At 57.7% G+C, this 24,266-nt stretch carries 24 protein-coding genes; 13 read left to right on the top strand and 11 right to left on the bottom strand.

What is annotated here, in order from left to right; translation table 11 throughout:
- The 6 genes from HMPREF3178_RS31600 to HMPREF3178_RS06730 all read left to right on the top strand — a co-directional run.
- Nucleotides 1–1,879, top strand: a 1,879-nt coding sequence (locus tag HMPREF3178_RS31600; protein WP_228705125.1) for an efflux RND transporter permease subunit, incomplete at its 5' end; no start/stop codon positions are given.
- Between the two features lie 3 nt (nucleotides 1,880–1,882).
- Entirely contained in the window at nucleotides 1,883–3,247 is a 1,365-nt protein-coding gene (locus HMPREF3178_RS06750; protein WP_004107033.1) for an efflux transporter outer membrane subunit, read from the top strand.
- Between the two features lie 50 nt (nucleotides 3,248–3,297).
- On the top strand, nucleotides 3,298–4,464 hold the full coding sequence (locus tag HMPREF3178_RS06745) for a multidrug effflux MFS transporter (protein ID WP_004107034.1): 1,167 nt from the start codon (nucleotides 3,298–3,300) through the stop codon (nucleotides 4,462–4,464).
- A 161-nt stretch (nucleotides 4,465–4,625) separates the two neighbouring features.
- Nucleotides 4,626–5,528, top strand: coding sequence for an N-acetylmuramic acid 6-phosphate etherase (gene murQ / locus HMPREF3178_RS06740; protein ID WP_004107035.1), 903 nt, complete (start codon nucleotides 4,626–4,628; stop codon nucleotides 5,526–5,528).
- 24 nt (nucleotides 5,529–5,552) lie between these two features.
- Entirely contained in the window at nucleotides 5,553–6,986 is a 1,434-nt protein-coding gene (gene murP, locus HMPREF3178_RS06735; protein ID WP_004107037.1) for a PTS N-acetylmuramic acid transporter subunit IIBC, read from the top strand.
- 258 nt (nucleotides 6,987–7,244) lie between these two features.
- On the top strand, nucleotides 7,245–8,147 hold the full coding sequence (locus HMPREF3178_RS06730; RefSeq protein ID WP_004107039.1) for a DMT family transporter: 903 nt from the start codon (nucleotides 7,245–7,247) through the stop codon (nucleotides 8,145–8,147).
- 3 nt (nucleotides 8,148–8,150) lie between these two features.
- Here the strand turns inward: HMPREF3178_RS06730 and HMPREF3178_RS06725 are convergent, their stop codons facing one another.
- Entirely contained in the window at nucleotides 8,151–9,113 is a 963-nt protein-coding gene (locus HMPREF3178_RS06725; RefSeq protein WP_032757203.1) for an Rpn family recombination-promoting nuclease/putative transposase, read from the bottom strand.
- A 210-nt stretch (nucleotides 9,114–9,323) separates the two neighbouring features.
- Between HMPREF3178_RS06725 and HMPREF3178_RS06720 the strand changes: the two genes are divergently transcribed.
- Entirely contained in the window at nucleotides 9,324–9,620 is a 297-nt protein-coding gene (locus HMPREF3178_RS06720) for a YicS family protein (RefSeq protein WP_004116571.1), read from the top strand.
- A 23-nt stretch (nucleotides 9,621–9,643) separates the two neighbouring features.
- Here HMPREF3178_RS06720 and HMPREF3178_RS06715 read toward each other — a convergent pair whose 3' ends face one another.
- Nucleotides 9,644–10,585 (bottom strand): LacI family DNA-binding transcriptional regulator, encoded by a 942-nt coding sequence (locus HMPREF3178_RS06715; protein WP_004107045.1) that lies wholly within the window; start codon nucleotides 10,583–10,585, stop codon nucleotides 9,644–9,646.
- A 294-nt stretch (nucleotides 10,586–10,879) separates the two neighbouring features.
- On the opposite strand from HMPREF3178_RS06715, the gene HMPREF3178_RS06710 reads away from it, so the two are divergent.
- From HMPREF3178_RS06710 to HMPREF3178_RS06695, 4 genes are all read left to right on the top strand, one after another.
- Complete coding sequence (locus tag HMPREF3178_RS06710; protein WP_004107048.1) at nucleotides 10,880–11,191, top strand: PTS sugar transporter subunit IIB; 312 nt, start codon at nucleotides 10,880–10,882, stop codon at nucleotides 11,189–11,191.
- 11 nt (nucleotides 11,192–11,202) lie between these two features.
- A complete protein-coding gene (locus HMPREF3178_RS06705) occupies nucleotides 11,203–12,528 on the top strand; it encodes a PTS cellobiose transporter subunit IIC (protein WP_004107062.1) in 1,326 nt (441 codons plus the stop codon).
- A 108-nt stretch (nucleotides 12,529–12,636) separates the two neighbouring features.
- A complete protein-coding gene (locus HMPREF3178_RS06700; RefSeq protein ID WP_004107064.1) occupies nucleotides 12,637–12,939 on the top strand; it encodes a PTS lactose/cellobiose transporter subunit IIA in 303 nt (100 codons plus the stop codon).
- Nucleotides 12,940–13,041: 102 nt separating this feature from the next.
- Nucleotides 13,042–14,421, top strand: a complete 1,380-nt coding sequence (locus HMPREF3178_RS06695; protein ID WP_029496765.1) for a carbohydrate porin — start codon at nucleotides 13,042–13,044, stop codon at nucleotides 14,419–14,421.
- A gap of 210 nt (nucleotides 14,422–14,631) precedes the next feature.
- Here HMPREF3178_RS06695 and phnV read toward each other — a convergent pair whose 3' ends face one another.
- The 5 genes from phnV to phnR form a co-directional block, all read right to left on the bottom strand.
- On the bottom strand, nucleotides 14,632–15,429 hold the full coding sequence (gene phnV, locus HMPREF3178_RS06690) for a 2-aminoethylphosphonate ABC transport system, membrane component PhnV (RefSeq protein ID WP_017145207.1): 798 nt from the start codon (nucleotides 15,427–15,429) through the stop codon (nucleotides 14,632–14,634).
- Between the two features lie 2 nt (nucleotides 15,430–15,431).
- A complete protein-coding gene (gene phnU / locus HMPREF3178_RS06685; protein ID WP_004107074.1) occupies nucleotides 15,432–16,292 on the bottom strand; it encodes a 2-aminoethylphosphonate ABC transporter permease subunit in 861 nt (286 codons plus the stop codon).
- The gene (gene phnT, locus HMPREF3178_RS06680) at nucleotides 16,292–17,404 is read right to left on the bottom strand and encodes a 2-aminoethylphosphonate ABC transport system ATP-binding subunit PhnT (protein WP_004107077.1); all 1,113 of its coding nucleotides are present in this window, start codon (nucleotides 17,402–17,404) and stop codon (nucleotides 16,292–16,294) included. The genes phnU and phnT overlap by 1 nt, the downstream gene beginning before the upstream one ends.
- Nucleotides 17,405–17,409: 5 nt before the next feature.
- Nucleotides 17,410–18,423, bottom strand: a complete 1,014-nt coding sequence (phnS, locus tag HMPREF3178_RS06675) for a 2-aminoethylphosphonate ABC transporter substrate-binding protein (protein WP_004107080.1) — start codon at nucleotides 18,421–18,423, stop codon at nucleotides 17,410–17,412.
- A 247-nt stretch (nucleotides 18,424–18,670) separates the two neighbouring features.
- Nucleotides 18,671–19,390 carry a phosphonate utilization transcriptional regulator PhnR gene (gene phnR, locus HMPREF3178_RS06670; RefSeq protein WP_004107085.1) on the bottom strand — a complete coding sequence of 240 codons (720 nt, stop codon included), beginning with the start codon at nucleotides 19,388–19,390 and terminating at the stop codon, nucleotides 18,671–18,673.
- Between the two features lie 140 nt (nucleotides 19,391–19,530).
- Here phnR and phnW point away from each other — a divergent pair, with 140 nt between their 5' ends.
- On the top strand, nucleotides 19,531–20,634 hold the full coding sequence (gene phnW / locus HMPREF3178_RS06665; RefSeq protein ID WP_017145206.1) for a 2-aminoethylphosphonate--pyruvate transaminase: 1,104 nt from the start codon (nucleotides 19,531–19,533) through the stop codon (nucleotides 20,632–20,634).
- Between the two features lie 9 nt (nucleotides 20,635–20,643).
- On the top strand, nucleotides 20,644–21,453 hold the full coding sequence (phnX, locus tag HMPREF3178_RS06660) for a phosphonoacetaldehyde hydrolase (protein ID WP_017145205.1): 810 nt from the start codon (nucleotides 20,644–20,646) through the stop codon (nucleotides 21,451–21,453).
- A 31-nt stretch (nucleotides 21,454–21,484) separates the two neighbouring features.
- On the opposite strand, the gene nepI is transcribed toward phnX, so the two are convergent.
- The 4 genes from nepI to HMPREF3178_RS06640 form a co-directional block, all read right to left on the bottom strand.
- The gene (gene nepI / locus HMPREF3178_RS06655; protein WP_017145204.1) at nucleotides 21,485–22,666 is read right to left on the bottom strand and encodes a purine ribonucleoside efflux pump NepI; all 1,182 of its coding nucleotides are present in this window, start codon (nucleotides 22,664–22,666) and stop codon (nucleotides 21,485–21,487) included.
- A gap of 118 nt (nucleotides 22,667–22,784) precedes the next feature.
- Nucleotides 22,785–23,084: a helix-turn-helix domain-containing protein gene (locus tag HMPREF3178_RS06650; RefSeq protein WP_017145203.1), complete on the bottom strand. Its 300-nt coding sequence runs from the start codon at nucleotides 23,082–23,084 to the stop codon at nucleotides 22,785–22,787.
- A 9-nt stretch (nucleotides 23,085–23,093) separates the two neighbouring features.
- Nucleotides 23,094–23,435: a type II toxin-antitoxin system RelE/ParE family toxin gene (locus tag HMPREF3178_RS06645; RefSeq protein ID WP_017145202.1), complete on the bottom strand. Its 342-nt coding sequence runs from the start codon at nucleotides 23,433–23,435 to the stop codon at nucleotides 23,094–23,096.
- Nucleotides 23,436–23,686: 251 nt separating this feature from the next.
- Nucleotides 23,687–24,139: a DUF1198 domain-containing protein gene (locus HMPREF3178_RS06640; protein WP_004116616.1), complete on the bottom strand. Its 453-nt coding sequence runs from the start codon at nucleotides 24,137–24,139 to the stop codon at nucleotides 23,687–23,689.
- Between the last annotated feature and the right edge of the window lie 127 nt (nucleotides 24,140–24,266).

Here is a 24,266-nt window from a genome sequence, read left to right as displayed (position 1 = left end):
CATCGTGGTGGTGGAAAACGTCGAGCGTATCATGCGCGACGAGGGGCTGCCCGCCCGCGAAGCCACCGAAAAATCGATGGGTGAAATCTCCGGCGCGCTGATCGCCATTGCCCTGGTGCTCTCGGCGGTATTTCTGCCGATGGCCTTCTTCGGCGGCTCAACCGGGGTGATTTATCGCCAGTTTTCAGTGACCATTATCTCGGCGATGATGCTCTCGGTAGTGGTCGCCTTAACCTTAACCCCGGCGCTGTGCGGCGCGCTGCTGAGCCATTCGAAACCGCATACCAAAGGCTTCTTCGGCGCCTTTAACCGCCTGTGGGGACGCACCGAGCAGGGCTATCAGCATCGTGTTGTCGGCGGCCTGCGTCGCTCGGCGATGATGATGGGCGCTTTTGTCCTGATTTGCGGCGGCATGGCGCTGGCGATGTGGAAATTGCCGGGCAGCTTCCTGCCGACGGAGGATCAGGGCGAAATCATGGTCCAGTACACGCTGCCTGCCGGAGCAACGGCGGTACGCACCGCCGAGGTTCGCCGCCAGGTCACCGACTGGTTCCTGACGAAAGAGAAAGCCAATACCGACGTGATCTTTACCGTTGACGGTTTTAGCTTTAGCGGCAGCGGACAAAACGCCGGGATGGCCTTCGTGTCGCTGAAAAACTGGTCCGAACGTAAAGGCGAAGAAAATACCGCTCAGGCCATCGCCCTGCGCGCCACCAAAGAGCTCGGCAGCATTCGCGACGCCACCCTGTTCGCCATGACCCCGCCGTCGGTAGATGGCCTGGGGCAGAGTAACGGTTTCACCTTCGAACTGATGGCCAGCGGCGGCACCGATCGCGACAGTCTGATGAAAATGCGCAGCCAGCTGCTGGCCGCGGCGAATCAAAGTTCCGAGCTGCAGTCGGTACGCGCCAACGATTTGCCGCAAATGCCGCAGCTGCAGGTCGATATCGATAACAATAAAGCCGTCTCGCTCGGGCTGTCATTAAGCGATGTTACCGATACCCTCTCCAGCGCCTGGGGGGGAACCTACGTTAACGACTTTATCGATCGCGGTCGCGTGAAGAAGGTCTATATCCAGGGCGAAAGCGACGCCCGCGCCGTGCCGTCCGACCTCGGTAAATGGTTCGTACGCGGCAGCGATGACAGCATGACGCCGTTCTCCGCCTTCGCCACCACCCGCTGGCAATACGGCCCGGAGAGCCTGGTGCGCTACAACGGCTCCGCCGCCTTTGAAATCCAGGGCGAAAACGCCAGCGGCTTCAGCTCCGGCGCGGCAATGGACAAGATGGAAGCCCTGGCCAATGACCTGCCGGCCGGTACCACCAGGGCATGGAGCGGCATGTCGCTGCAGGAAAAACTCGCCAGCGGCCAGGCGATGAGCCTCTACGCCATCTCGATTCTGGTGGTCTTCCTGTGCCTCGCGGCGCTGTATGAGAGCTGGTCGGTACCGTTCTCGGTGATCATGGTGATCCCGCTTGGGCTGCTCGGCGCGGCGCTGGCGGCATGGATGCGCGGTCTGAACAATGACGTTTACTTCCAGGTGGCGCTGTTAACCACTATCGGCCTGTCGTCGAAGAACGCCATCCTGATCGTCGAATTCGCCGAATCGGCGGTGGAAGAGGGCTATTCCCTGTCGCGTGCCGCCATGCGCGCCGCGCAGACCCGCCTACGACCTATTGTGATGACCTCGCTGGCGTTTATTGCCGGGGTGCTGCCGCTGGCGATCGCCACCGGAGCCGGGGCCAACAGCCGCGTGGCGATCGGTACCGGGATTATCGGCGGAACCCTGACCGCGACGCTGCTGGCGGTGTTCTTCGTGCCGCTGTTCTTTGTGCTGGTGAAACGCTTCTTCACCCGCCATCGTTCTTCTCAGGAGTAAGTTATGTTTCGTTTTACCTTAGTCTTTGTTGCGCTCCTGACGGCGGGCTGCGTCTCTCTCGATCCGAACTATGAGCGCCCGGCCGCGCCTGTGCCAGCGACCCTGCCGGGCAGCCACGGCGAGGCAACCGCGGTGGTCAGCGACTGGCAGCAGGTAGTGAATGACGCCCGCCTCAAAAAAGTGGTGAACATCGCGTTAACCAGCAACCGCGACGTGCAGAAAGCGCTGGCCGACATCGAAGCCGCGCGCGCCCAGTTTGGTGAAACCCGCGCCTCGCTGTTTCCGACCCTCGACGCCGAGCTGAGCCATACCCGCAGTAAAACGGTGGCCAGCGGTCTCACCTCGTCAGCGGAAGCCGACGGCGCGGTTTCCAGCTTCGAGCTGGATCTGTTTGGTAAGAACCAAAGCCTGACGCGCGCGGCGCGGGAAACCTGGCTTGCCAGCGAATTCACCGCTCAGAATACGCGTCTGACGATGATTGCCGATCTGACCACCGCGTGGATAACCCTCGCCGCGGACAACAGCAATCTGGCGCTGGCGCAGGAAACCATGGCCAGCGCGGAGAACTCGCGCAACATCGTCACCCGCCAGATGGAAGTCGGCACCGCCTCAGCTGGCGACCTGAGCGATGCGGAAAGCGTTTATCAGCAGGCGCGCGCCAGCGTCGCCAGCTACCGCACGCTGGTGGCGCAGGATAAAAACGCGCTCAACCTGCTGGCCGGAGAAACCGTGCCGGATAGCCTGCTGCCCGGCACCCTTGAAAGCCTTGGCGATCGTAGTATCACCCTGGTGCCGGCGGGCGTCTCTTCATCGGTACTGCTGCGCCGCCCGGATATCCAGGAAGCGGAGCATAATCTGAAAAGCGCTAACGCCGATATCGGCGCGGCGCGGGCCAACTTCTTCCCGTCCATCTCGTTGACCGCCAGCGCCGGGGTCGGCAGCGACTCGCTCTCGTCGCTGTTCAGCCACGGCATGCAGGTGTGGTCATTCGCGCCGTCCATCAGCTTGCCGCTGTTTACCGGCGGCAGCAACCTGGCGCAGCTGCGCTACGCTGAAGCGGAGAAAAAGGGTCTGATCGCCACCTATGAGAAGACCATTCAGAGCGCCTTTAAGGATGTTGCCGACGCGCTGGCGCGCCGGGAAACGCTCAGCGAACAGCTGGACGCGCAGAATAAATACGTCGCGGCGGAGCAGAAATCGCTGAATATTGCGATGAAGAGCTATCAGGCCGGGGTCGGAGATTATCTGTCGGTGCTGACCGCCCAGCGAACGCTGTGGTCGGCGCAGGCCACGCTGATCTCCCTCCAGCAGACCGATCTGGAAAACCGCATTACCCTCTGGCAGTCGCTGGGAGGCGGCGCCAGCTAACACTTTTGCCGGGCGGCAACGCCCGGTTTGATGACAAGGAGCCCGTTGATATGTCCCGAATTTCCCTCTCCTGGGTCGTGGTTCTCGGTTTGCTTAGCGCCATTGGGCCGCTGTGTACCGACTTCTATCTGCCCGCGCTGCCGGAAATCACCCAGCAGCTCAGCGCCACCGGCACGCAGACCCAGCTGTCGCTCACGGCGGCGCTGATTGGTCTCGGCCTTGGGCAGCTGTTTTTCGGCCCGCTGAGCGATCGCATTGGCCGTAAAAAGCCGCTGGCGCTCTCCCTGCTGCTGTTTATCTTCTCCTCGGCGATGTGCGCGATAACCTACGATATCCATATGCTGATCGCCTGGCGCTTTCTGCAGGGCTTCGCCGGCGCGGGCGGCTCGGTGCTGTCGCGCTCCATCGCCCGCGACAAGTATCAGGGCACTCTGCTGACCCAGTTTTTCGCCCTGCTGATGACCGTTAACGGCATTGCGCCGGTGCTTTCACCGGTACTCGGCGGCTGGATCATCACCGCCTTCGACTGGCGTATTCTGTTCTGGGCGATGGCGGCGATCGGCATTATTTTGCTGCTGCTCAGCCTGACGGTGCTGCACGAAACGCTGCCGGTTAAAAGCGCCGCCTCGGTTACGCAGCAGCAGGATGAGGCGCCGGTACTGAAAAACCGCCGCTTTATGCGCTACTGCCTGATTCAGGCCTTTATGATGGCCGGGCTATTTTCGTATATCGGCTCATCTTCGTTCGTTATCCAGAGCGAATATGCCATGAGCGCGATGCAGTTCAGCCTGCTGTTCGGCCTTAACGGCATCGGGCTGATTATCGCGGCGCTGATCTTTTCCCGCCTGGCACGCCGCTTCAGCGCCGAAGCCCTGCTGCGCGGCGGCCAGCTGCTGGCAGTGACGTTTGCCGCCATCACCCTGCTCTTCGCCTGGCTACCGCTGCCGACGCTGGCGCTGGTCGGCCTGTTTTTTACCGTTTCTATGATGAGCGGTATCAGCACCGTCGCCGGTGCGGAAGCGATGAATGCCATTAATGCCCGTCAATCCGGCACCGCGTCAGCCCTGATGGGCACGCTGATGTTTGTGTTCGGCGGTATTGCCGCGCCGCTGGCCGGACTCGGCGGCGAAACGATGCTCAAAATGAGTTTCGCGATGAGCCTTTGCTATCTGGCCGCGCTGCTGATTGGCCTGAAAAAGCCGCGGCCCACGGTATAATCTTCTCCGGCGGTAATAAAAAATTCCAATTTTATTACCGCCATCTTTCCCGCCAGTGCTGAAATCACCTATTATTTCTTCAACACCAATCGTGATAACCTTCACAGGAAAGGAATAATTAATTCCTTATACTGCCCGCCACTGTGAATAAAGAGGTTCCTATGAGTATCGACCTGAGCAAACTGCTGACCGAGCGCCGCAACGCCAATAGCGTCAACATTGATACCCTTTCCACCGAAGAGATGCTGACGGTGATTAACCAGGAAGATCGGAAGGTGGCCCACGCCATTACCCCCTATCTGCCGCAAATTGCCCAGGTCGTGGATAACGTCGCGGCGGCGCTGCAGGCGGGAGGGCGCCTGATTTACATTGGCGCGGGTACTTCCGGTCGCCTGGGGATCCTTGATGCCAGCGAGTGCCCGCCGACCTTCGGTACCCGCCCGGAGCAGGTGGTGGGCATTATCGCGGGGGGTCATAAAGCGATCCTGAGCGCCGTGGAAAACGTCGAAGACAACAAAGCCCAAGGGGCGATGGATTTGCAGAACCTGAACTTTAGCAGCCGCGATGTACTGGTCGGCCTGGCCGCCAGCGGACGCACGCCGTACGTCATCGGCGCGATGGAGTATGCCCATAGCCAGAGCGCTTTTGTCGCCATCGTCAGCTGTAACCCGCACGGCGAAATGGCCCGGCTGGCGGACGTCGCCATTACGCCGGTCGTGGGTCCGGAAGTGGTGACCGGCTCAACGCGCCTGAAGGCGGGTACCGCGCAGAAGCTGGTGCTGAATATGATTTCAACCGGGGCGATGATTCGCATCGGCAAGGTTTACAGCAATCTGATGGTGGACGTTGAAGCGACCAACGCCAAGCTTATCGAGCGCCAGGTGTCCATCGTCATGGAAGCGACCGAATGCGATCGCGCAACCGCCCAGAGCGCGCTGGAAGCCTGCGATCGCCACTGCAAAACGGCGATTGTGATGGTGCTGGCTGATTTAAGCGCCGCGGAGGCTCAGGCGCTGCTGGCAAAAAATAACGGCTATATCCGCAAGGCGCTGAGCCACTCCTGACCGCTGACTCACGGGGAATCTGCAATGGCGAAAATAAATAAAGAGATGATAGCGCGGATCCTGCAGCACGTGGGCGGAGCCGGGAACGTCGCGCAGGCGGGCAACTGTATGACCCGGCTGCGCCTGACCCTACGCGATGAATCACGGGCCGACAGCGCCGCCATCCGTCAGATTGACGGCGTGATGGGAGTGATCGTTAGCGATGAACAGTTCCAGGTCGTCCTTGGGCCCGGCAAGGCGCAAAGCGCGGCGGAAATGATGAACGCGTTACTGGAAGACGCGCCGGCGGAGGCGCCATCGCTGGCCGACGTCGCCGCCGAAAAGAAACAGGCGCTGAAGAGCAAGCAAACCAGCGGCATTCAAAAATTCCTCGCGAAATTCGCTACTATTTTCACCCCGCTAATTCCCGGTTTTATCGCCGTCGGCCTGCTGCTGGGGTTCGCCACTTTGGCGGAGCAGATATTCGTCCTTGAAAACGCGCATCCGAATGCGACGCTGCTGGCGCTGATCGGCTACATGAAGGTATTCAGCAAGGGGATGTTTACCTTCCTGAGCATCCTGATCGGCTATAACGCCCAGAAAGCCTTCGGCGGCTCCGGAGTCAACGGAGCGATCATCGCTGCGCTGTTTGTCCTCGGCTATAACCCGGAAGCCACCAGCGGCTTCTATTCCGGAATTTCGACCTTCTTCGGCCACGGTATTGACCCGCGCGGCAATATTATCGGCGTACTGATCGCCTCGATTATCGGCGCGTGGGTGGAGAAGCAGGTGCGACGCATCATGCCTGCCAACCTCGATATGATCCTCACCTCGGCGGTGACGCTGCTGATCATGGGCGCGATAACGTTTACCGTTATTATGCCGATCGGCGGCTGGCTGTTTACCGGGATGTCATGGCTGTTTTTGCACCTTAACGGTAACCCGTTCGGATCTGCGGTTTTGGCCGGCCTGTTCCTGCTGGCGGTGATGTTCGGCGTCCATCAGGGCTTCGTGCCGGTCTATTTCGCGCTGGTGGATGCGCAGGGGTTTAACTCGCTGTTTCCGATACTGGCCATGGCCGGGGCCGGACAGGTTGGCGCGGCGCTGGCGCTTTTCTGGCGGGCGAAGCACGGTTCTCTGCTGCGCACGCAGATTAAAGGGGCAATTATCCCCGGCTTCCTCGGTATCGGCGAACCGCTGATTTACGGCGTCACGCTGCCGCGTATGAAGCCGTTTATCACCGCCTGTCTCGGCGGCGCTTGCGGCGGTTTCTTTCTCGGGCTCATCGCCTGGATGGGGCTGCCGGTTGGCCTGAATACGGTGTTTGGCCCGTCGGGGCTGGTGGCGCTGCCGCTGATGACCTCCGGCAGCGGGATCTACGCCGGAATGGCGGTGTATGCCGCCGGGCTGGCGGTCTCTTATCTCTGCGGATTTGCCCTCACCTGGCTGTTCGGCAGTAAAAACGTTGATTTAAGCTAAGAGGCGCGTCTGGCGCACGGCGGTGAACGTGAGTTTATCCGCCGCGTGGCGGGAGGCACTGACGCCCCATGTTGAATATTTTTTGCACGTGGCGTCGCGTTTCTGTCGGCCCGGTCAGGCGCCAGCCGCCGGGCGACGTCGGCCGGAGTACGCTTTGCTGGCCATCTGATAAAGGATCCGGCTACCATTTCCTGCCCCGCTTCCCGCGCGTGCTCATGCTATGATACTGCTTTCGCACTATTTTCACCTGAGGGAAAGATGGGCTCCAGCAAAAAAGGGATGCTGAACGTACTGATCGCCGCCGTGCTGTGGGGCAGTTCCGGCGTCTGCGCGCAATATATTATGCAGCAAAGTCAGATGTCATCGCCGTTTCTGACCATGACGCGCCTGCTGTTCGCCGGTCTGATTCTTCTGATGCTCTCGTTCGTTCACGGCGATAAAATTTTCCGCGTCCTGCAAAATCGCCAGGACGCTATCAGTTTGCTGATTTTTTCGCTGTTCGGGGCGCTCACCGTGCAGTACACCTTTCTGATGACCATCGAGAAATCAAACGCCGCCACCGCGACGGTGCTGCAGTTCCTGTCACCGACGATTATCGTTGCGTGGTTTGCCATCGCCCGCAAAACGCGCCCCAGTCCGCTGGTGCTGGCGGCCATCGGTACCTCGCTGGCGGGCACATTTCTGCTGGTGACCCACGGCAATCCGACAACGCTGTCGATTTCTCCCGCAGCGCTGTTCTGGGGGATTGCTTCGGCATTTGCCGCCGCGTTCTACACGACATATCCATCGACGCTGATTGCCCGCTACGGCACCCTGCCGATTGTCGGCTGGAGCATGCTGCTCGGCGGCGCCATGCTGCTGCCATTCTACGCCGGACAGGGCAACCATTTTGTGGTGACCGGCGGCCTGCTGCTGGCCTTTTTCTACCTGGTGGTTATCGGCACCTCGCTGACGTTCAGCCTCTACCTGAACGGCGCGCAGAAGATTGGCGGCGCGAAGGCGGGGATCCTCAGCTGCGCGGAGCCGCTGAGTAGCGCCCTGCTCTCGCTGCTGCTGCTCGGCATTACCTTTAGCCTGCCGGACTGGCTGGGCACGCTGCTGATTCTCTCGTCGGTGGTGCTGATCGCCATGGATTCGCGGCGGCGGGTGAAAACAGGCTGACAATTATCTGGCCGGAGATGCTGCGACCTGAGTTTGCAGCATCTTCAGATCGTCATCCGACAGCTCACAAACCACCTGCACCAGCTCGCGCTCAAATCCCTGTTCCAGACATGAACGAGCAATACGCAACGCTTCTTCTTGTCTACCCTCTTGTTTACCTTCTAACTTGCCCTCTAACTTGCCCTCCAACTTGCCTTCTTGTCTCCCTTCCTGCCGTAGCCTTTCCGCAATCGTCATGAGTACCTCCTTATGTTGAGGAACGCGCCGCTCGACCTCGTGAAGAAATTCACCAAAATGAGGCGCATCACCACACTGCAGCATGTAATTAAACAGCGCTTTCAACTGGCTGTCATTAGCGCAACCTTTAACCAACAGCTCTGCTAATCGCTCCACCAGGCCAAGTAAATCGCGCTGGCGAATATGCTTTTGAATCAGCTCCAGCAGCGCCACACGCCGGTGCTGCATAATGTCGTCATCCGGCACCACCGTAATATCCACCAGTGGGAAAGCGGCGGCATAAAGTCGTCGTGCTGTCTGCGTATCGGTAAACTCATCCAGCCAGCAAAGCGAGAAGGGATAAGGGCTTTTCGCGCCGTGATAAAACAGCATCGGCACCACCAGCGGCAGCGTTTTATGCCCGGCATCCAGATGACGCTGCATCGCCGCCAGCGCGTAGCGCATCAGCCTGAATGCCATATGCGCATCCGGCGTGCTCTGGTGTTTAATCACCACGTAGATATAGCCATCACCGTCGCTGGTTTTTAGCGACCACAGCACGTCGGAGTAGCTGGCGCGTAAATTCGCTTCAATAAAGCTGCCTGACTCCAGCCTGAGCGTTTGCAGATCGCTTAGCTGGCGCAGCGACGCGGGAAGATGAATGTCGATAAAATCCCTGGCGCACTCGGGATGCGATAAAAACTGCTTAAAAACCGCATCGTGCGGCGTCGAGGTCGTTCCTTTTTTCATCATGCTCCGCCATCCCTGAAACGCAATGGCAGAAATATATCCATCAAAAGAAAGGGGGGCATCTGCGCATCAACGGCTTTGCTTGCCGGTACGGAAGATAAATTTCAGCGGCTGAAACGGATGCATTTTTGCGGAAACCGGCACGCAAAATGGTTATTTCGGGAATGTGTCTATAGTTAGAAAAACCCTTTAATAAAAATAAGGATATCCATGATGAAGAGAATGAGTATTGCGCTTTCGCTGGCAGCCAGCCTGATGCTACCCCATCTGGCCGCAGCCGCGCCGCTCTCCGGCCTGAAGTTTGAACAGCAGAAGCAGCAGATCGTGAAGGATGTGAGGAAAAACTGCCCTGCCAGCAGCGCGCTGGATGATACGCAGTTTGCTAACCGCGTGCTGGAATCAGCGGAAAATAAGACCGCCGTACAAAGCGCGACGCGGGCGCTGGATAAAAACAACAGCGCCGCTTATCAGAAGGCCATTAGCGGCATTCAGTGCCCAACGCCCTGATTCCGGCGGCGGGTTGGACGCCATCAGCGGTTCGGGATGATCAAATCCCCGCGCAGCGGGCTACTGCCGAGCATTTGCGTCTTCTCGGTCAGCCAGTTGACTATCCGGCTGGCCATCGCGTCCATGGAATATTCAATCGCCGGGATGGTCGGAATACCGGGCAGCTGTAACGAGCCCGCCAGGCTGAATACCATGACTTTTTCCGGCACCGCGCGGTTAAATGCCTGGAGCTGCGGCACCACCAGCTGCGCCTGCTGCTCGTTGGCAACCAATAACGCATTGAAGTTCAGGGTTGTTGCGTTATTCACCAGCTCCTGCACCGCTACGGATGGCGAAGGACTGTCGAGAAAAACCAGGTTGCGATTAAACGGCAGAAAATTCTTTTCCAGCGCGTGCTTATAGCCCAGCAGGACCTGGTCTGCAAAGCCGCTGCCCTGCGGGTGGATAAGCGCAATCTGCCTGCGCCCCTGGCTTATCAGATAGTTACAGGCCGTTTCCGCCGCGAATGCGTGGTCAAAATGAATACTGTTCGCCCCTTCGCTTTCCAGACAGTCGATCAGCACCACGTCAGGACGGTCGATATTGAGCGGAAACCGGGCGCCGATAATCAGCACGTTGTCGCATAAACCGCAGGTTAACTCTTCCAGAGAGTGCAGCACCCTACCGCGGCTGTTGGCAAAACGCAGCAGCAGATGCTTCTGGTGCTGGCTGAGCTGCTTTTCCAGCGCATAGAGATAGCTGGTGGTTTGATTGATGTTGTCCTGGGCGCAGATCACGCCGATGCAGCCGGTGGTCTGACTCAGCAAAGATTGCGCTATCATGTTCGGCCGGTAGTTGAGTTCTTCCGCCGCCTGTAATACCGCCTGCCGGCTGGCTTCCTTTACGCCGCGCGAACCGCTCAACACCCGAGAGACTGTGGCTTTAGATACCCCAGCTAATCGTGATACATCGTTGATAGTAGACATTATTTTCCCCTGACAGGGCTAATCCGATCCCTGTAAATCCATAAACCTGAATCGCTTCAATAATAACCAGCGGCAGTATATCCGTTTCCTTTTTTATTTGGAAACCGATTTTCCGTTTCGCGGAAAAACGTAGCAAAAATCACGAAAATCTGTGAGCCAAATCTAATTAACACACCCTTTGACTGATGGATCTTGACGGTTATCACAGTTCTGTTTTTTATAAATGGAAACCGGTTTCCGTCTGATATCAAATCATCCACGCAATAACTTTTTACATTTTGAGGATGATCGTCGATGTACAAGATTATGCTGTGCTGCTCTGCCGGGATGTCCACCAGTCTGTTGGTCAGAAAGATGGTCGATGCCGCGAAGGAACGCGCCCTGCCGGTTCAGATTGATGCCTATGGAGTTTCCGAATTTGATATGCAGTTTCCGCAGTACCAGGTGGTGCTTCTTGGGCCCCAGGTGAAGTACATGCTGAAAACCTTATCTGAGAAAGCCGCGCCCCTGAATATTCCGGTCCAGCCAATTAACACCATGGATTACGGGATGCAGCGGGGAGACAACGTTCTGGATTATGCCCTGTCGCTGATCGAAGCGCATTAAGAGGTGTACAAATGAGTTCTCTGTATCAGTCCATGATTGCCGTGATCGAGCAATCAATTACCCCGCTGGCAGGACGCCTTGGGCAGCAGAAATACGTTATCGCGATTCGCGATGGTTTCACTGCCGCATTGCCGTTTATGATCATCGGCTCATTCATGCTGGTATTTATCTTTCCGCCTTTTTCGCCGGATACCACTAACGGTTTCGCCCGCGGCTGGCTGGACTTCTCCCAGCAGTATCGCGAACAGCTGATGCTGCCGTTTAACCTCAGCATGGGCGTGATGACGTTCTTTATTTCGGTGGGAATCGGCGCCAGCCTGGGACGCCAGTTCCAGCTCGATCCGGTGATGTCCGGTCTGCTGGCGTTTATGGCTTTCTTACTGGTTGCCGCGCCGTATGCCGACGGCAAAATCTCCACCCAGTATCTCTCTGGTCAGGGTATTTTCACCGCTTTGATCACCGCTATCTACTCTACCCGCGTTTACGCCTGGCTGAAGCAGAACAACATTACGATTCGTCTGCCGAAAGAGGTGCCGACCGGCGTCGCGCGCTCGTTCGAAATCCTTATCCCGGTGCTGGTGGTGATCGCGACACTGCATCCGCTGAATCTGTTTATCGAAGCGCAGACCGGTATGATTCTGCCGCAGGCGATTATGCACCTGCTGGAGCCGCTGGTTTCCGCCTCTGACTCTCTGCCGGCGATACTGCTGTCGGTGCTGATGTGTCAGATTTTCTGGTTCGCCGGGATCCACGGCTCGCTGATCGTGACCGGCATTATGAACCCCTTCTGGATGGCCAACCTGTCGGCGAACCAGGCAGCGCTGGCGGCCGGCGCGGCTCTGCCCCATGTCTATCTGCAGGGTTTCTGGGACCACTATCTGCTGATTGGCGGCGTCGGCTCCACGCTTCCGCTGGCCTTCCTGCTGCTGCGTAGCCGCGTAGCTCACCTGCGCACCATTGGCAAAATGGGTATCGTTCCGAGCTTCTTTAATATCAATGAACCGATTCTGTTCGGTGCGCCGATAATCATGAACCCGATGATGTTTATCCCGTTCGTCTTTGTCCCGATGATTAACGCCGTTCTGGCTTACGGTGCGACGCGCCTCGGCTGGCTCAGCCAGGTCGTTTCGCTGACGCCGTGGACGACCCCGGCCCCTATCGGTGCATCCTGGGCTGCAAACTGGACGCTAAGCCCGGTGGTGATGTGCTTAATTTGCATGGTGATGTCAGCGGTAATTTATCTGCCATTCCTCCGCGCCTATGAACGCTCATTAATGAAAACTGAAGTCGAAAAAGCCAAAGCTGCGGTGCCGGTTGCCGAAACGGTCAGCCAATAATTAACTCATATATTTAATAGCATATTTATCATGACGGCATAAATAATGCGGAAAAGGGACTTTCACTGCATTATTTAAATAATAAGGTTAATGACCTCAGGAACTATTATGATTGAACTAGAAGATGCGGTAATGGAAATTATCGTTAATGCGGGACAGTCACGCTCATTATGTTTTGAAGCGCTGCATTGTGCCCGTAGCGGTAATATAGATGAAGCGCGCTTGCTGCTGAATGAAGCCGATGGCTACGCCCGCCGGGCGCACCAGATGCAAACCCAGCTTATCGCGCAGGATGCGGGCCAAGCGCGCCAGCCGATGACCCTCATTATGGTGCATGCTCAGGACCATCTGATGAATTCCCTGCTCGCGCGTGAATTTTCAGAAGAGCTTATTCATTTATACCAGCGTTAATTTATATCAATATTTAGCAACTGTACCCGGAATAAATAAACCAGCTTATCCTGGCGGGATAGCTATTATCTAAATATATAAATTACTAAAAGCGAGATAATGATGAAAACTGTAAAAATACTGCCATTAACCATGGCGGTCGTCGCCGCGCTGTGCCCAGTTTCCGTATTTGCACAAGAGTTTACTCAGGAACAGATCGACGCCATTGTCGCCAAAGCCGTCGATAAAGCCCTGGCCGAACGCCAGGCGAAAATCGATGCCGCCGCCGATAAAAAAGTGGACGTCATTACCAACCCGCAGACCACCGCAGCCACGCCGGATATGGCGATCCCCTTCGGCCTGAAGTTCAGCGGCTACGCCCGCTACGGCGCGCAGTTCCAGACCGGCGATCAGAAGTTTGTCGGCGTGGATGGTTCCTATAACGGCGCCTCGGCGATCGGTCGTTTAGGCAACGAAGGCAACGGCGGCGAATTTCAGATAACCAAAGCCTTTAAGAGCAGTCAAGGCGCGATCTGGGATATCAACGTCATGTTTGACCACTGGAGCGACGAAGTTAACCTGAAAAAAGCCTACGTCGGCGTTACCAACGTGCTGGAGTCTAACCCCAACGCCTATATCTGGGCCGGCCGCGACTTCCATCAGCGTCCGCAACAGGGGATTAACGACTACTTCTGGATGAACCATGACGGCCAGGGCGCCGGGGTGAAAAACTTTGACATCGGCGGCGTACAGTTTGACGTGGCGGCGGTGTCGCAGGTGGAATCCTGTAGCCCGGAAGTGATGGCCGACGAAGCGAACCCGTCGCGCATCACCTGTACCGGCGGCTCCGGAACCGGCGATGATGGCCACTATGCGCTGACCACTAAAACCCATAATCTTAAAGCCGGACCGATCGACGTTGAGGTTTACGCCAACTACGGTTTCGATTCGAAAGCGGTAGACAGCGACGAGCGTCTCGAAGCCTGGCAGGGCGGGCTGGTGCTGAGCCACACCAACGACAGCGGCGTCAATAAAGTGATTCTGCGCTACTCCGACAACTCGGATAACAGCGTCTATAACAAGACCGACGATCTCACCGCTATCTATGCCAGCTTTGAAGGGCTGCATAAATTCACCCAGCAGGCGCAGATCGAATATCTGCTGGCCTTCCACGACTATGACAACGGTAAAGACAATACCGACAATCGTAAAAACTACGGTGCCATTGTCCGTCCAATGTACTTCTGGAACGATGTCCACTCCACCTGGCTGGAAGCGGGCTATCAGCGCGTCGATTACGACCAGGGCGGCGATAACCACGGCTGGAAGCTGACGCTGTCGCAGAATATCGCCATCGGTATGGGGCCGGAGTTCCGCCCGATGCTGCGCTTCTACGTGACTGGCGGTCAGGTAGATAACAAGCGCACCGCAAAGGTCAACGGCACCAAAGACGAACAGCTGGATTCGCTGAACGTTGGCGGCATGTTTGAAGCGTGGTTCTAAGCTTGTGAAGCCGTCCCGGATGGCGGCTGTCGCCTTATCCGGGCTACCGTACCGCAGACAACGGTGAACCTGTAGCCCGGCTAAGCGCAGCGCGAGCCGGGAAGAAGCCGCATCGATATATTTATCCCGGCGTATTCCCCGGGTGGCGGCGTAACGCCTTACCCGGGCTTCCCTACCGAGCAACGGTGAATCCGTCGCCCGATGTGATGATTACCTCTGGCTCATCCGGCGGGCAATGCGCTCAAGCTTAATCATCAGCAGCAGCGTGATGCCCACCAGCACGATGGTCAGCGCCGAACCATCGGCAATATTGCCGCGATCGGTGAGGCTGAAAATCGTCACCGGCAGCGTCGTCCAGCCCGGCGGATAGATCATCACCGTCGCGCCCAGCTCCCCCATCGACAGCGACAGGCTCAGCGCCAGCGCGGAGATCATCCACGGAGCCATGAGCGGCAGCGTGACATGGCGCAGGCGATACCACGGCGATGCCCCGAGGCTGGAGGCGACGCTTTCAATATCGGCGGAAATCCGCGTCAGACCGGTGGAGACGTTGCTGAAGGTAAACGCAGAAATCAGCACGAAGTGCGCCGCCAGCACGATCCAGAAAGTACCGTTCATTTGTAGCGGCCCCTGGCTGAAAGCCACCAGAATGCCTAAACCCACCGATACCGAAGGAATGGCGCTCGGTAAATAGAACGCCAGCCCAAGATATTTTTGCAGCTTCGCGCCGTGCTGGCGCAGAGCCAGCGCAGCCCACGTGCCGCACAGCAGAGCGAACAGGCTGGCGCAAAATCCAACCATCAGGCTGGAAAAGAGCGCATCCCACGCAGCCCCGCGAAAGGCGTTCACAAAGTGCCCAAGGGTAAAACCGGACGGCAGCAGGCCGTTCCACTGCTGGCTCAGGCTGGACATCAGAATCACCGCCAGCGGCAGGAAGAAGAATCCGGCAAACAGCGTTGCCGCCAGCGCGCCCGCCGCCGCGCGGCCTTTACGCGACCAAATCAACATCGTTAGCTCCTCACGCCGGTACGCGCGGCGGCCAGGCGATAGATTATAAACAGTCCCAGCGACAGCAGAATATTTATCAGGGCAATCATGCAGGCCTGGCTGTAATCCGATTCGAGAATAGCCTTGCTGTACACCATCATCGGCAGCGTATTCACGCCTTTGGCGCCGATAAACAGTACGATGCCGAACTCGTTAGTCGTCAGCAGCAGGCACAGGCTACCGCCCGCCATCAGCGCCGGCAGCGCCGCCGGGAAAATCACCTGGCCGATAACCCGCAGCGGATGCGCGCCGAGAATACTCGCCGCCTCTAGCTGGCTTTTATCAATCTGCCGCAACCCGGCCATCAGCGGACGCATCACCAGAGGCGTGAAAACGGTGATTTCCGCCAGAATCACGCCCTGAATGGAATAAAGAAAATCGATCGGCGGCAGTTCGAAAGACAATAGCGACATTAGCGCGCCGTTCAGCAAACCCGCGGAGCCGTAGATAAAAGTAAACGCCAGGGTAATGAGAAAGGTCGGCAGGGCAATAAAGGTATCAATCACCCGGCTGATCAACTGGCTGCCGGGAAAGGGAATAAACACCAGAATCAGCGCCAGGACGCTGCCGAGCAGCAGGCAGCCCAGGGTGGCGAAGATCGCGATTTGCATCGTATTGAGCAACGCGTTGATAAAGCGCCGGGATCCCACGACCTGCCAGAAGGTTTCAAGGCTCAGGTGACCGCTGGCATCACGTAGCGCCTGTTCGCCGATCAGCAGCAGCGGATAGAAAAACAGGGTCGCCAGCACCAGCAGCGGCGGCAGAAGCCACAGTAAGGGCCGCAGCTGAACAGAGCGACGCGGGAGCGTTAGGATCTGCGACATTATGACACCTCAATCAGGACCGCATCGTTGGGTTCAAAATAGAGCGCCAGCCTGTCGCCGGCCCGCGGCAGCGGATCCACGTGGGTCATCACAATGCGCACCGCCTCCCCGGCCACGTCGCATAGCAGGTGGGTCAAATCGCCCTGCCAGTGCACCGACTGCAGGGTAGCGTTAAGCCGATTGCTGGTGGCCGTTCGCGGCGCGAGGCTCATATGCTGCGGACGAATACACAGAAGCTTATTATTGCCGTGCTGACCGCCGCGGCTGAAAGCGGTAATCAATCCACCGCCGCAGCTGACGCTGACCAGGCCAGGCCCTGCGGTATCTTTCAGCGCCGTCGCCTGCAGGATATTGGCGCGTCCGAGAAACTCGGCGGTGAAACGATTAGGCGGATAGTGGTAAAGCTGATGGGTTTCGCCATGGGCAATGAGCGAGCCGTCTTTCATGATGCCAATCTTGTCCGCCAGGGTCAGGGCTTCAGTCTGATCGTGGGTGACGTAGAGAATGGTCAGCTCCGGCAGTTCGCGGTGCAGGCGGGCAATTTCCTCCACCATGTTGTGACGGATTTGCGCATCCAGCGCCGAGAGCGGCTCATCAAGCAGCAAGACCCGCGGACGTACGGCGATGGCGCGGGCAATCGCGACGCGCTGCTGCTGGCCGCCGGATAGCTGGTGCGGATAGCGGCTGGCGTAATCCGCCATGCCGACGATTTTCAGGGCGTCTTTGACGCGTGCAGCTATCTCCGTTTTCGGCTGCTTCTGCGCCCGCAGGCCGAAGGCGACGTTATCTTCTACCTTCATATGCGGAAACAGGGCGTAGTTTTGCACCACCATGCCAAGGCCGCGTTGATACGGCGGCAGGTGGGTGACATCCGTATCGCCCAGCAAAATCCGCCCGCCCGCCGGCTGTACAAATCCGGCTATCGCCCGCAGCACCGTGGTTTTTCCGGATCCGGATGGACCGATCAGCGCCAGCACTTCACCCGGTTCAATAGTTAAGGTCAGTGGCTTCAGCACCACGTTGCCGTGATAAGAAACGCGCAGCGAGTCGAGAGTGATCCCGGACGTTCCCGTCGACGACGGGGGATGAGCGACGGTCGTTTTCATTAACATCACGCTTACTCGCTGTCGGTGACTTGATGCCAGCGGGCAATATCCGCCGACAGTGAAGCCGCAACCTCGTCCCAGTTGGGTTCCCAGCTTTTCACGCCGTTAAGCGCCGCTTTCGCCGCTTTAAAGTTAGCGTCTTCCGGCGTCACGTCGCTGCGCGCCGGCAGCCCCCAGGAGAGCGCGCTAACGCTGGCCTGAGCGGGCTTATCGAGCAGGAAGTTAATCAGCTTTTTACCGTTTTCACCGTTCGGGCCGTTTTGCACCAGACCGATGGTATAGGGCAGCGCCAGCGCGCTGCGTTCGCCTTTAGCGTCTGCGGGCCAGAAGATTTGCACATGCGGATTACGCGCCATCTGCGACAGGTTCATTTGCAGATCGCCGTTAGCGACGTACAGCTCACCTTTATTGACCAGCGCGGTCAGCTTACCGGTAGAAGCCGATGGTCCGACGTTGTTGGTCTGGAGTTTACCCAGATAATCGAACCCCGCATCTTTGCTGCCCAGGCTGTGGAACGCCTGCAGCATGACCGCCGTACCGTCGCCCGCCTGTCCCGGCGTCGAGTACTGCAGCTTGTTCCTGAAACGGCTATCGAGCAGATCCTGCCAGCTGGCCGGCGCGGTTTTCAGCAGCCTGCTGTTATAGATAAAGGTCAGATAGTTGTTCACCAGCGGCGAGTAGCGGTCGTGGACGCCGGGGATCTGGTCGCTGCCCTGCGGCTTAAATTCGGCCAGTAATTGTTCTTTGGCGGCGCGCTGGATAAACGGCGGCACCGTCACCAGCACGTCCGCCTGCGGATTGGTGCGCTCTTTTGCCAGCCGTTCGACAATCGCTCCGGAGCCGCCTTCAACGTACTGCACTTTGATGCCCGTTGCCTTTGTAAAAGCGGCAAACTGGTTCTGATACCAGCTGTTGTCGCCGTCGTGCAGGCCGTCGGCGGAATAAACGGTGACAACGTCAGCGGACCACACCGGGGCGCTGGCGAGTACGGTAACGGTTAACAGAGCAAGTCGGGAGAGTTTCATCGTATCAGCCTCTTCGGATGGTGATCTTTATGGTCTATACCAGATTGGCGTTCACGCTACCGGGGCTTTATGACAAAACGATGAATGAAGTGTGGCGAAAGGATTAAACGTAGGGAGATATACCGCTCCAGGAGGCGGCGCTTGACGCGCCTGTCCGGGCTACCCGTCCGCAGACGGCGGTGAACCCGTAGCCCGGGTAAGGCGCCAGCCGCAACCCGGGGAAAATGCTCGGACAGGACTCATAAAATCAATGGGTATCGACTTCGATGCGCAGGCTGTCGTGACGCCAGTACTCGATATCGTAATCGAGAATTCGCCCGTGTTGATCGTAGTTGAGCCGGCGCAGCAGCAGCGCCGGACGCCCTTCCATCACCCCCAGGGCTTCCGCGGCCTGGGGCGGCATCGAGGTGGGCCAGAACGACAGATGCATACTGGTATATATCAGGTCATAGCGGGTCTGATAAATCTCGGTCAGGCTGCCGTTTAAATCATGGCGCAGCAGCTCGGGAACCCTGGCGGGCAGACAGTGGTTTTCACAGTAGCAAATCGCCCGCCCGTCGGCATAACGCAGACGGGTGAGCAGGTAAACCTGATCGAATGGCTGCAGCGCCAGCGGCGCCATAACGTCCAGCGGAACGGCGGTTAAACGCCCGTCCAGCAGCACCGTTTTCGGCTCCCGCCCCTGCTCCAGGCACAGCTTATGGAAGTTGGTATTTTGCGTCGGATCCAACCAAAGCCGCTCCGGCGTGACAAACCAGCCGCGGCGGTCGGCGCGATAAATCACGCCGCTGGCCTCAAGCTGCGCCAGGCTCTCGCGCACCGTAATACGCGTGGTATTGAACAGCGCGCACAGCTCGCGCTCGGAAGGCAGTTTATCGCCGCTCTTCAACGCGCCGTTTTGAATACGCGCCTGTAGCTGCGCCTTGATCAGCAGATACTGTGGCGTCTCGCCAGAGGGTGATTTCATGTTCGCTCGCTGCCAAATTTGATGCGCTCATTATACATAACCAGATGAATTTTTTGTTGCAGCGCCACTTTCCCTTTGACCTTTTCCGCAGACGATCGCCATTATAAAAAATATCTGGTATAGACCAAATGGTGAAATAGATGAATTCACGCAATTATCTGCTGCTGACCCCCGGCCCGCTGACCACTTCCCGTACGGTAAAAGAGGCGATGCTGTTCGACAGCTGTACCTGGGACGATGACTACAATCTCGGCGTGGTTCAGGCCATCCGCCAACGGCTGGTGGAACTGGCGACGCCCGCCGACGGCTACACTTCAGTACTGCTGCAAGGCAGCGGTAGCTACGCGGTTGAGGCAGTGCTCGGCAGCGCGATCGGCGTGCAGGACAAGATTTTGATTATCAGCAATGGCGCCTACGGCGCGCGCATAATCGAGATGGCGAAACTGTTGAACATTGCGCACCACCCTTACGACTGCGGTGAAGTCGCGCGACCGGACGCTGCAGCGATCGAACGGATCCTGCAAACCGACCCGGCGATCACCCATATCGCTATGGTCCATTGCGAAACGACAACCGGTATGCTCAACCCGATCGAAGCGGTGGCGGCGCTGGCAAAACGGTACGACAAACGCTACATCGTCGATGCCATGAGCAGCTTCGGCGGCATTCCCATGGACGTCGCCGCGCTGAACATTGACTATCTGATCAGCTCCGCCAACAAATGCATACAGGGGGTGCCGGGCTTCGCCTTCGTCATTGCCCGGGAAGCGGAACTGGCAAACTGCCAGGGCCGCTCGCGCTCGCTGTCGCTGGATCTCTACGCCCAGTGGCGCTGCATGGAGGATAACCACGGCAAGTGGCGCTTTACTTCACCGACCCATACCGTGCTGGCCTTTGCCCAGGCGTTAAAAGAACTGGCGGAGGAAGGCGGCGTGAGCGCGCGTCACCAGCGATACTGCGCTAACCAGCAGCGTCTGGTGGCCGGAATGCGCGCATTAGGCTTTCAGCCGCTGCTCAACGATAGCCTGCACTCGCCGATCATCACCGCGTTTTACTCTCCGGATGCGCCGCAGTATCGCTTTAAGGATTTCTATCAGCGGCTTAAAGAGCAGGGTTTCGTGATCTACCCGGGCAAGGTGTCGCAAAGCGACTGCTTCCGTATCGGCAACATTGGCGAAGTGTACGACGCCGACATCACCGCCCTGCTGGCGGCCATTAAAAACGCCATGTACTGGCAACGCTAAGGAACCATCATGAACCGTATTAACGCCGTTATTCTTGATTGGGCAGGCACCACCGTCGACTTTGGCTCCTTCGCGCCGACGCAGATTTTCGTTGAGGCCTTCCGTCAGGCTTTTGCCGTGGAGATTACACTCGAAGAAGCCAGGGTGCCGATGGGTCTCGGCAAATGGCAGCATATTGCAGCGCTGGGGAAACTGCCCGCCGTGGACGCCCGCTGGCAGGCGAAGTTTGGCCGCGCGATGAACGCTGCCGATATCGATGCGATCTATGCCGCGTTTATGCCGCTGCAGATTGCCAAAGTCGTCGATTTTTCTGCGCCAATCGCCGGGGTTGTCGACACCATTGCCGCGCTGCGCGCCGAAGGTATAAAAATTGGCTCCTGTTCCGGCTATCCGCGTCCGGTGATGGAAAAGCTGGCGCCGGCCGCCGCCGCGCAGGGCTATGCGCCTGACCACTGGGTAGCGACGGACGACCTCGCCGTCGGGGGACGGCCGGGACCATGGATGGCGTTGCAGAACGTCATTGTCCTCGGCATCGACTCGGTAGCCCACTGCGTCAAGGTTGATGATTCCGCTCCCGGCATTACCGAAGGATTAACCGCCGGGATGTGGAGCGTGGGTCTGGCGGTTTCCGGTAACGAATTCGGCGCCAGCTGGGAGGAATATCAGCAGATGAGCGCCGAAGAGATCGCCGCCCGCCGCGAGCACGCCGCCGGGAAGCTGTCCGCCGCCGGGGCGCATTACGTCGTGGATACGCTGGCGGATTTACCGGGCGTCATTGCCGACATCAACCGTCGCCTGGCGCAGGGCGAACGCCCGTAGATTTATTGACGGTTCGCCTGACTGCGGCCGATTACACCCGTACTTTCGTCGCCACCAGTACACCGGTGAGCAGCATTAATGTACCGGAGAGGACCAGCGGCGAGAGCAGACCAAGGTGGTCCAGCGCCACGCCGCCCACCGCTGCGCCGCAGGTATTGGCCAGTTGGATCACCGCCACCTGAATCGACCCGGCTTTTTCCGCCTGATCGGACAGGGAGCGGGTGATCCACGTTGACCAGCCAACCGGCACCAGCGCGAAGGCAAAACCCCAGATAACGGCCACCGCCGACGCCACGATTTTACTCTCCCCCCACAGCACCAGCACCGCCGCGCTGATGGCCAGCACCACCGGAGCGATCGCCAGCGCCGCTTTCACCGATCGTTTGAGCAGCATCGAAGAGAGCGAGGTGCCGACGAAGCTGGCGATGCCGAAGCTCAACAGCACCAGCGTCAGGCCGTCAACGTCAAAGCCCGCCAGCGTCATATACACCGGGCGAATATAGGTAAAGAAGGCGAACTGGCCGGCGAAGGCCATAAAGATGGCGCACATCCCGGCCATTACGCCGGGGCGCTTTAACAGGCCAAACATATTTTGCTGCGCCGAGGTCGACTCGCCAGGCAAAGAGGGCAGCGCCTTCAACACCCAAATCGTACAGACCACGCCCATCACCGCGGCGGCGTTAAAGACGTTACGCCAGCCGATAATCCCGCCGAGGAAGCTGCCGAGCGGCGCGGCGATCACCAGCGCTATCGATACCGCGCCGAAAATGACCGACAGCGCTTTGGGCACCACGCGCATCGGCACCAGTCGCATGGTGAGCGACGCCGACATCGCCCAAAAACCGCCCAGCGCCAGCCCCAGGCAGGCGCGCCCCACCAGAAGCAAGGAGAAACTGTTGGCAAAGGAGACCAGCAGACAAGAGACGGTCAGCAGGACGGAAAACAGAATCACCACGTAGCGACGATCGGTACTGCGGATGATCGAGGTGATAAACAGGCTGGCAAACATCGCCACAAACGCGGTGGTGGTGACCGACTGCCCGGCAACGCCTTCTGAGATGCCCAAATCCTGTGCCATCGGCGTAAGCAGGCTTACCGGCAGGAACTCAACGGTAATCAGGCAGGCAACGCAGAAGGCCACCGCAAAAACCGCCGACCAGTTGGGTCGCGCCGCCTGATTAGCCTGCGGCGCAGAGGCATTCGAAGGAGTCATAAGTTACCTGCATGGTTGAATACGGAGGAGCCGCGCAGTGTAACATTTAAAATGTGACGAATTTAACGTTTTGACAACTTTCTCACCAGTATCGCCCGCGACAACAAGGTTCGCTGGATTAAAGATGGAATGCGATTCGCTTGCCGCCTGGCAGCTTAACATCAATACTTAACTCACCCCCGAGCGCCGCAACGTACCGCTTCAGCGTTGACAGGCGGGGGTCGTTATCGGCCTGCTCCATTTTAGCAATGGTGGGCTGTTTAACACCCATAGCCTTAGCCAGCTCGGCCTGAGACAAATTCAGCTCCTCCCTTAACATACTTAAAGCGATAACCTGACGCATCGCTTCGACTTTTTCAGCAATACGCGCCTGGCTTTCCGGGCTCTGTTTGGCCATTAATTCTTTAAGGGTCGCCATATTTTTTCCTTACTGATTAAGGTGCTTACGGTACTCAGCATCTGCAAGCTTGATCATATCTTTATAGAATCTCTTTTCATTTAACCCTGTTTTATCTCCGGCACATAACAGGATGCCACAACGAGAAGGATCAAATACAAAGAAAGCGCGGATCGGGCTACCTTGATGCTGAACGCGTAACTCTTTCATATTCGAAAAAGCAGAATCGTTTACTGTATCCGCAAACGGCCTTCCCAGTTGGGGGCCATACTCGGATAAGATCACCATAGCGGCGAGCATATCCTCTTTGAGTGCTTCGGTCTGCGCCTCAAACCACTTGTCGAAAACCTCCGTTGTTTCAACATTCCACATCAGCGATCCCTCATAGCCAATAAGCTATAAGCAAATTATAGCCTATTAGCTATAAAAACAATCCACCTCTTTGTAAAATGATTTATGCAGTGGTTAATCTGCTTTCAGGTATCGCCGTCGTCAGGCCACCCGTTAACGATGATTTCATTGGAAGTAAGGACAGATGATGCCACTTTGAGGTGATGACTTTTGCATAGTTGGTCTCGTCAGGAGGAGTTTTAACGAAGCCAACAGTGCACAGGGAAGCGCTATCAGTGTAGCCAGTGGACCCCATCTTCGGGTAAAAACAGCGTGTTATAGCGCTCCTGTAAAGCGTGCAGCTCGCTCACTTCCGGCTCCAGCTCGCGAAGGAAACCTTGCGCGAGGCGAATTTGCGCTTCGGTAATTGGCGCCGCGAGGCGGGCCTTTTTCATCAACCGATACCAGTAATGCAGGTTCTGCTCGCTGCCGTCGACGATAGCAGTCTGCCAAATCAGCAGCACCTGAGCGGCATTTTGCAAATGCGCTTCATTCGGCCGTTCCAGGTAGCGCAGATACTCGTTACCGGCCGTTTTTCCCAGCTGATCGATCATCGATTCCAGCGGTACCGGCGTAATGCCTAACCGTTCGCTCAGACGGCGAATCGCACGGCGTGAATCAGAGGTAAGCACCCGAAATCCCACAACAAATACCACTATCAGCGTGGCCAGTCCTAACCAGATCATGCATCCTCTCATTCAATCGCAGCACCACTATCATAATGGGAAATTGCCCGCTGTCGACTGTCGGTGGTACCAGAATGTGACTTATCGCGACCTCGTCTCGCTATCATCAAACCGCCCGGCAAGAGGT

The organism is Klebsiella sp. HMSC09D12, assembly GCF_001808475.1.
Classification (GTDB): domain Bacteria; phylum Pseudomonadota; class Gammaproteobacteria; order Enterobacterales; family Enterobacteriaceae; genus Klebsiella; species Klebsiella oxytoca.
This window is presented reverse-complemented; position numbering and strand designations above follow the sequence as displayed.

Excerpts from the sequence above, each read along its gene's own strand:
- HMPREF3178_RS06695 (WP_029496765.1), top strand. The coding sequence starts at position 13,042 with ATGAAAACTGTAAAAATACTGCCATTAACCATGGCGGTCGTCGCCGCG.
- phnX (WP_017145205.1), top strand. The coding sequence starts at position 20,644 with ATGAACCGTATTAACGCCGTTATTCTTGATTGGGCAGGCACCACCGTC.
- HMPREF3178_RS06645 (WP_017145202.1), bottom strand. The coding sequence starts at position 23,435 with ATGTGGAATGTTGAAACAACGGAGGTTTTCGACAAGTGGTTTGAGGCG.
- phnV (WP_017145207.1), bottom strand. The coding sequence starts at position 15,429 with ATGTTGATTTGGTCGCGTAAAGGCCGCGCGGCGGCGGGCGCGCTGGCG.
- HMPREF3178_RS06700 (WP_004107064.1), top strand. The coding sequence starts at position 12,637 with ATGATTGAACTAGAAGATGCGGTAATGGAAATTATCGTTAATGCGGGA.
- phnT (WP_004107077.1), bottom strand. The coding sequence starts at position 17,404 with ATGTTAATGAAAACGACCGTCGCTCATCCCCCGTCGTCGACGGGAACG.
- nepI (WP_017145204.1), bottom strand. The coding sequence starts at position 22,666 with ATGACTCCTTCGAATGCCTCTGCGCCGCAGGCTAATCAGGCGGCGCGA.
- murP (WP_004107037.1), top strand. The coding sequence starts at position 5,553 with ATGGCGAAAATAAATAAAGAGATGATAGCGCGGATCCTGCAGCACGTG.
- HMPREF3178_RS06730 (WP_004107039.1), top strand. The coding sequence starts at position 7,245 with ATGGGCTCCAGCAAAAAAGGGATGCTGAACGTACTGATCGCCGCCGTG.
- phnS (WP_004107080.1), bottom strand. The coding sequence starts at position 18,423 with ATGAAACTCTCCCGACTTGCTCTGTTAACCGTTACCGTACTCGCCAGC.
- HMPREF3178_RS06640 (WP_004116616.1), bottom strand. The coding sequence starts at position 24,139 with ATGATCTGGTTAGGACTGGCCACGCTGATAGTGGTATTTGTTGTGGGA.
- HMPREF3178_RS06710 (WP_004107048.1), top strand. The coding sequence starts at position 10,880 with ATGTACAAGATTATGCTGTGCTGCTCTGCCGGGATGTCCACCAGTCTG.
- phnR (WP_004107085.1), bottom strand. The coding sequence starts at position 19,390 with ATGAAATCACCCTCTGGCGAGACGCCACAGTATCTGCTGATCAAGGCG.
- HMPREF3178_RS06725 (WP_032757203.1), bottom strand. The coding sequence starts at position 9,113 with ATGAAAAAAGGAACGACCTCGACGCCGCACGATGCGGTTTTTAAGCAG.
- phnW (WP_017145206.1), top strand. The coding sequence starts at position 19,531 with ATGAATTCACGCAATTATCTGCTGCTGACCCCCGGCCCGCTGACCACT.
- HMPREF3178_RS06745 (WP_004107034.1), top strand. The coding sequence starts at position 3,298 with ATGTCCCGAATTTCCCTCTCCTGGGTCGTGGTTCTCGGTTTGCTTAGC.
- HMPREF3178_RS06750 (WP_004107033.1), top strand. The coding sequence starts at position 1,883 with ATGTTTCGTTTTACCTTAGTCTTTGTTGCGCTCCTGACGGCGGGCTGC.
- phnU (WP_004107074.1), bottom strand. The coding sequence starts at position 16,292 with ATGTCGCAGATCCTAACGCTCCCGCGTCGCTCTGTTCAGCTGCGGCCC.
- murQ (WP_004107035.1), top strand. The coding sequence starts at position 4,626 with ATGAGTATCGACCTGAGCAAACTGCTGACCGAGCGCCGCAACGCCAAT.
- HMPREF3178_RS06705 (WP_004107062.1), top strand. The coding sequence starts at position 11,203 with ATGAGTTCTCTGTATCAGTCCATGATTGCCGTGATCGAGCAATCAATT.
- HMPREF3178_RS06650 (WP_017145203.1), bottom strand. The coding sequence starts at position 23,084 with ATGGCGACCCTTAAAGAATTAATGGCCAAACAGAGCCCGGAAAGCCAG.
- HMPREF3178_RS06720 (WP_004116571.1), top strand. The coding sequence starts at position 9,324 with ATGATGAAGAGAATGAGTATTGCGCTTTCGCTGGCAGCCAGCCTGATG.
- HMPREF3178_RS06715 (WP_004107045.1), bottom strand. The coding sequence starts at position 10,585 with ATGTCTACTATCAACGATGTATCACGATTAGCTGGGGTATCTAAAGCC.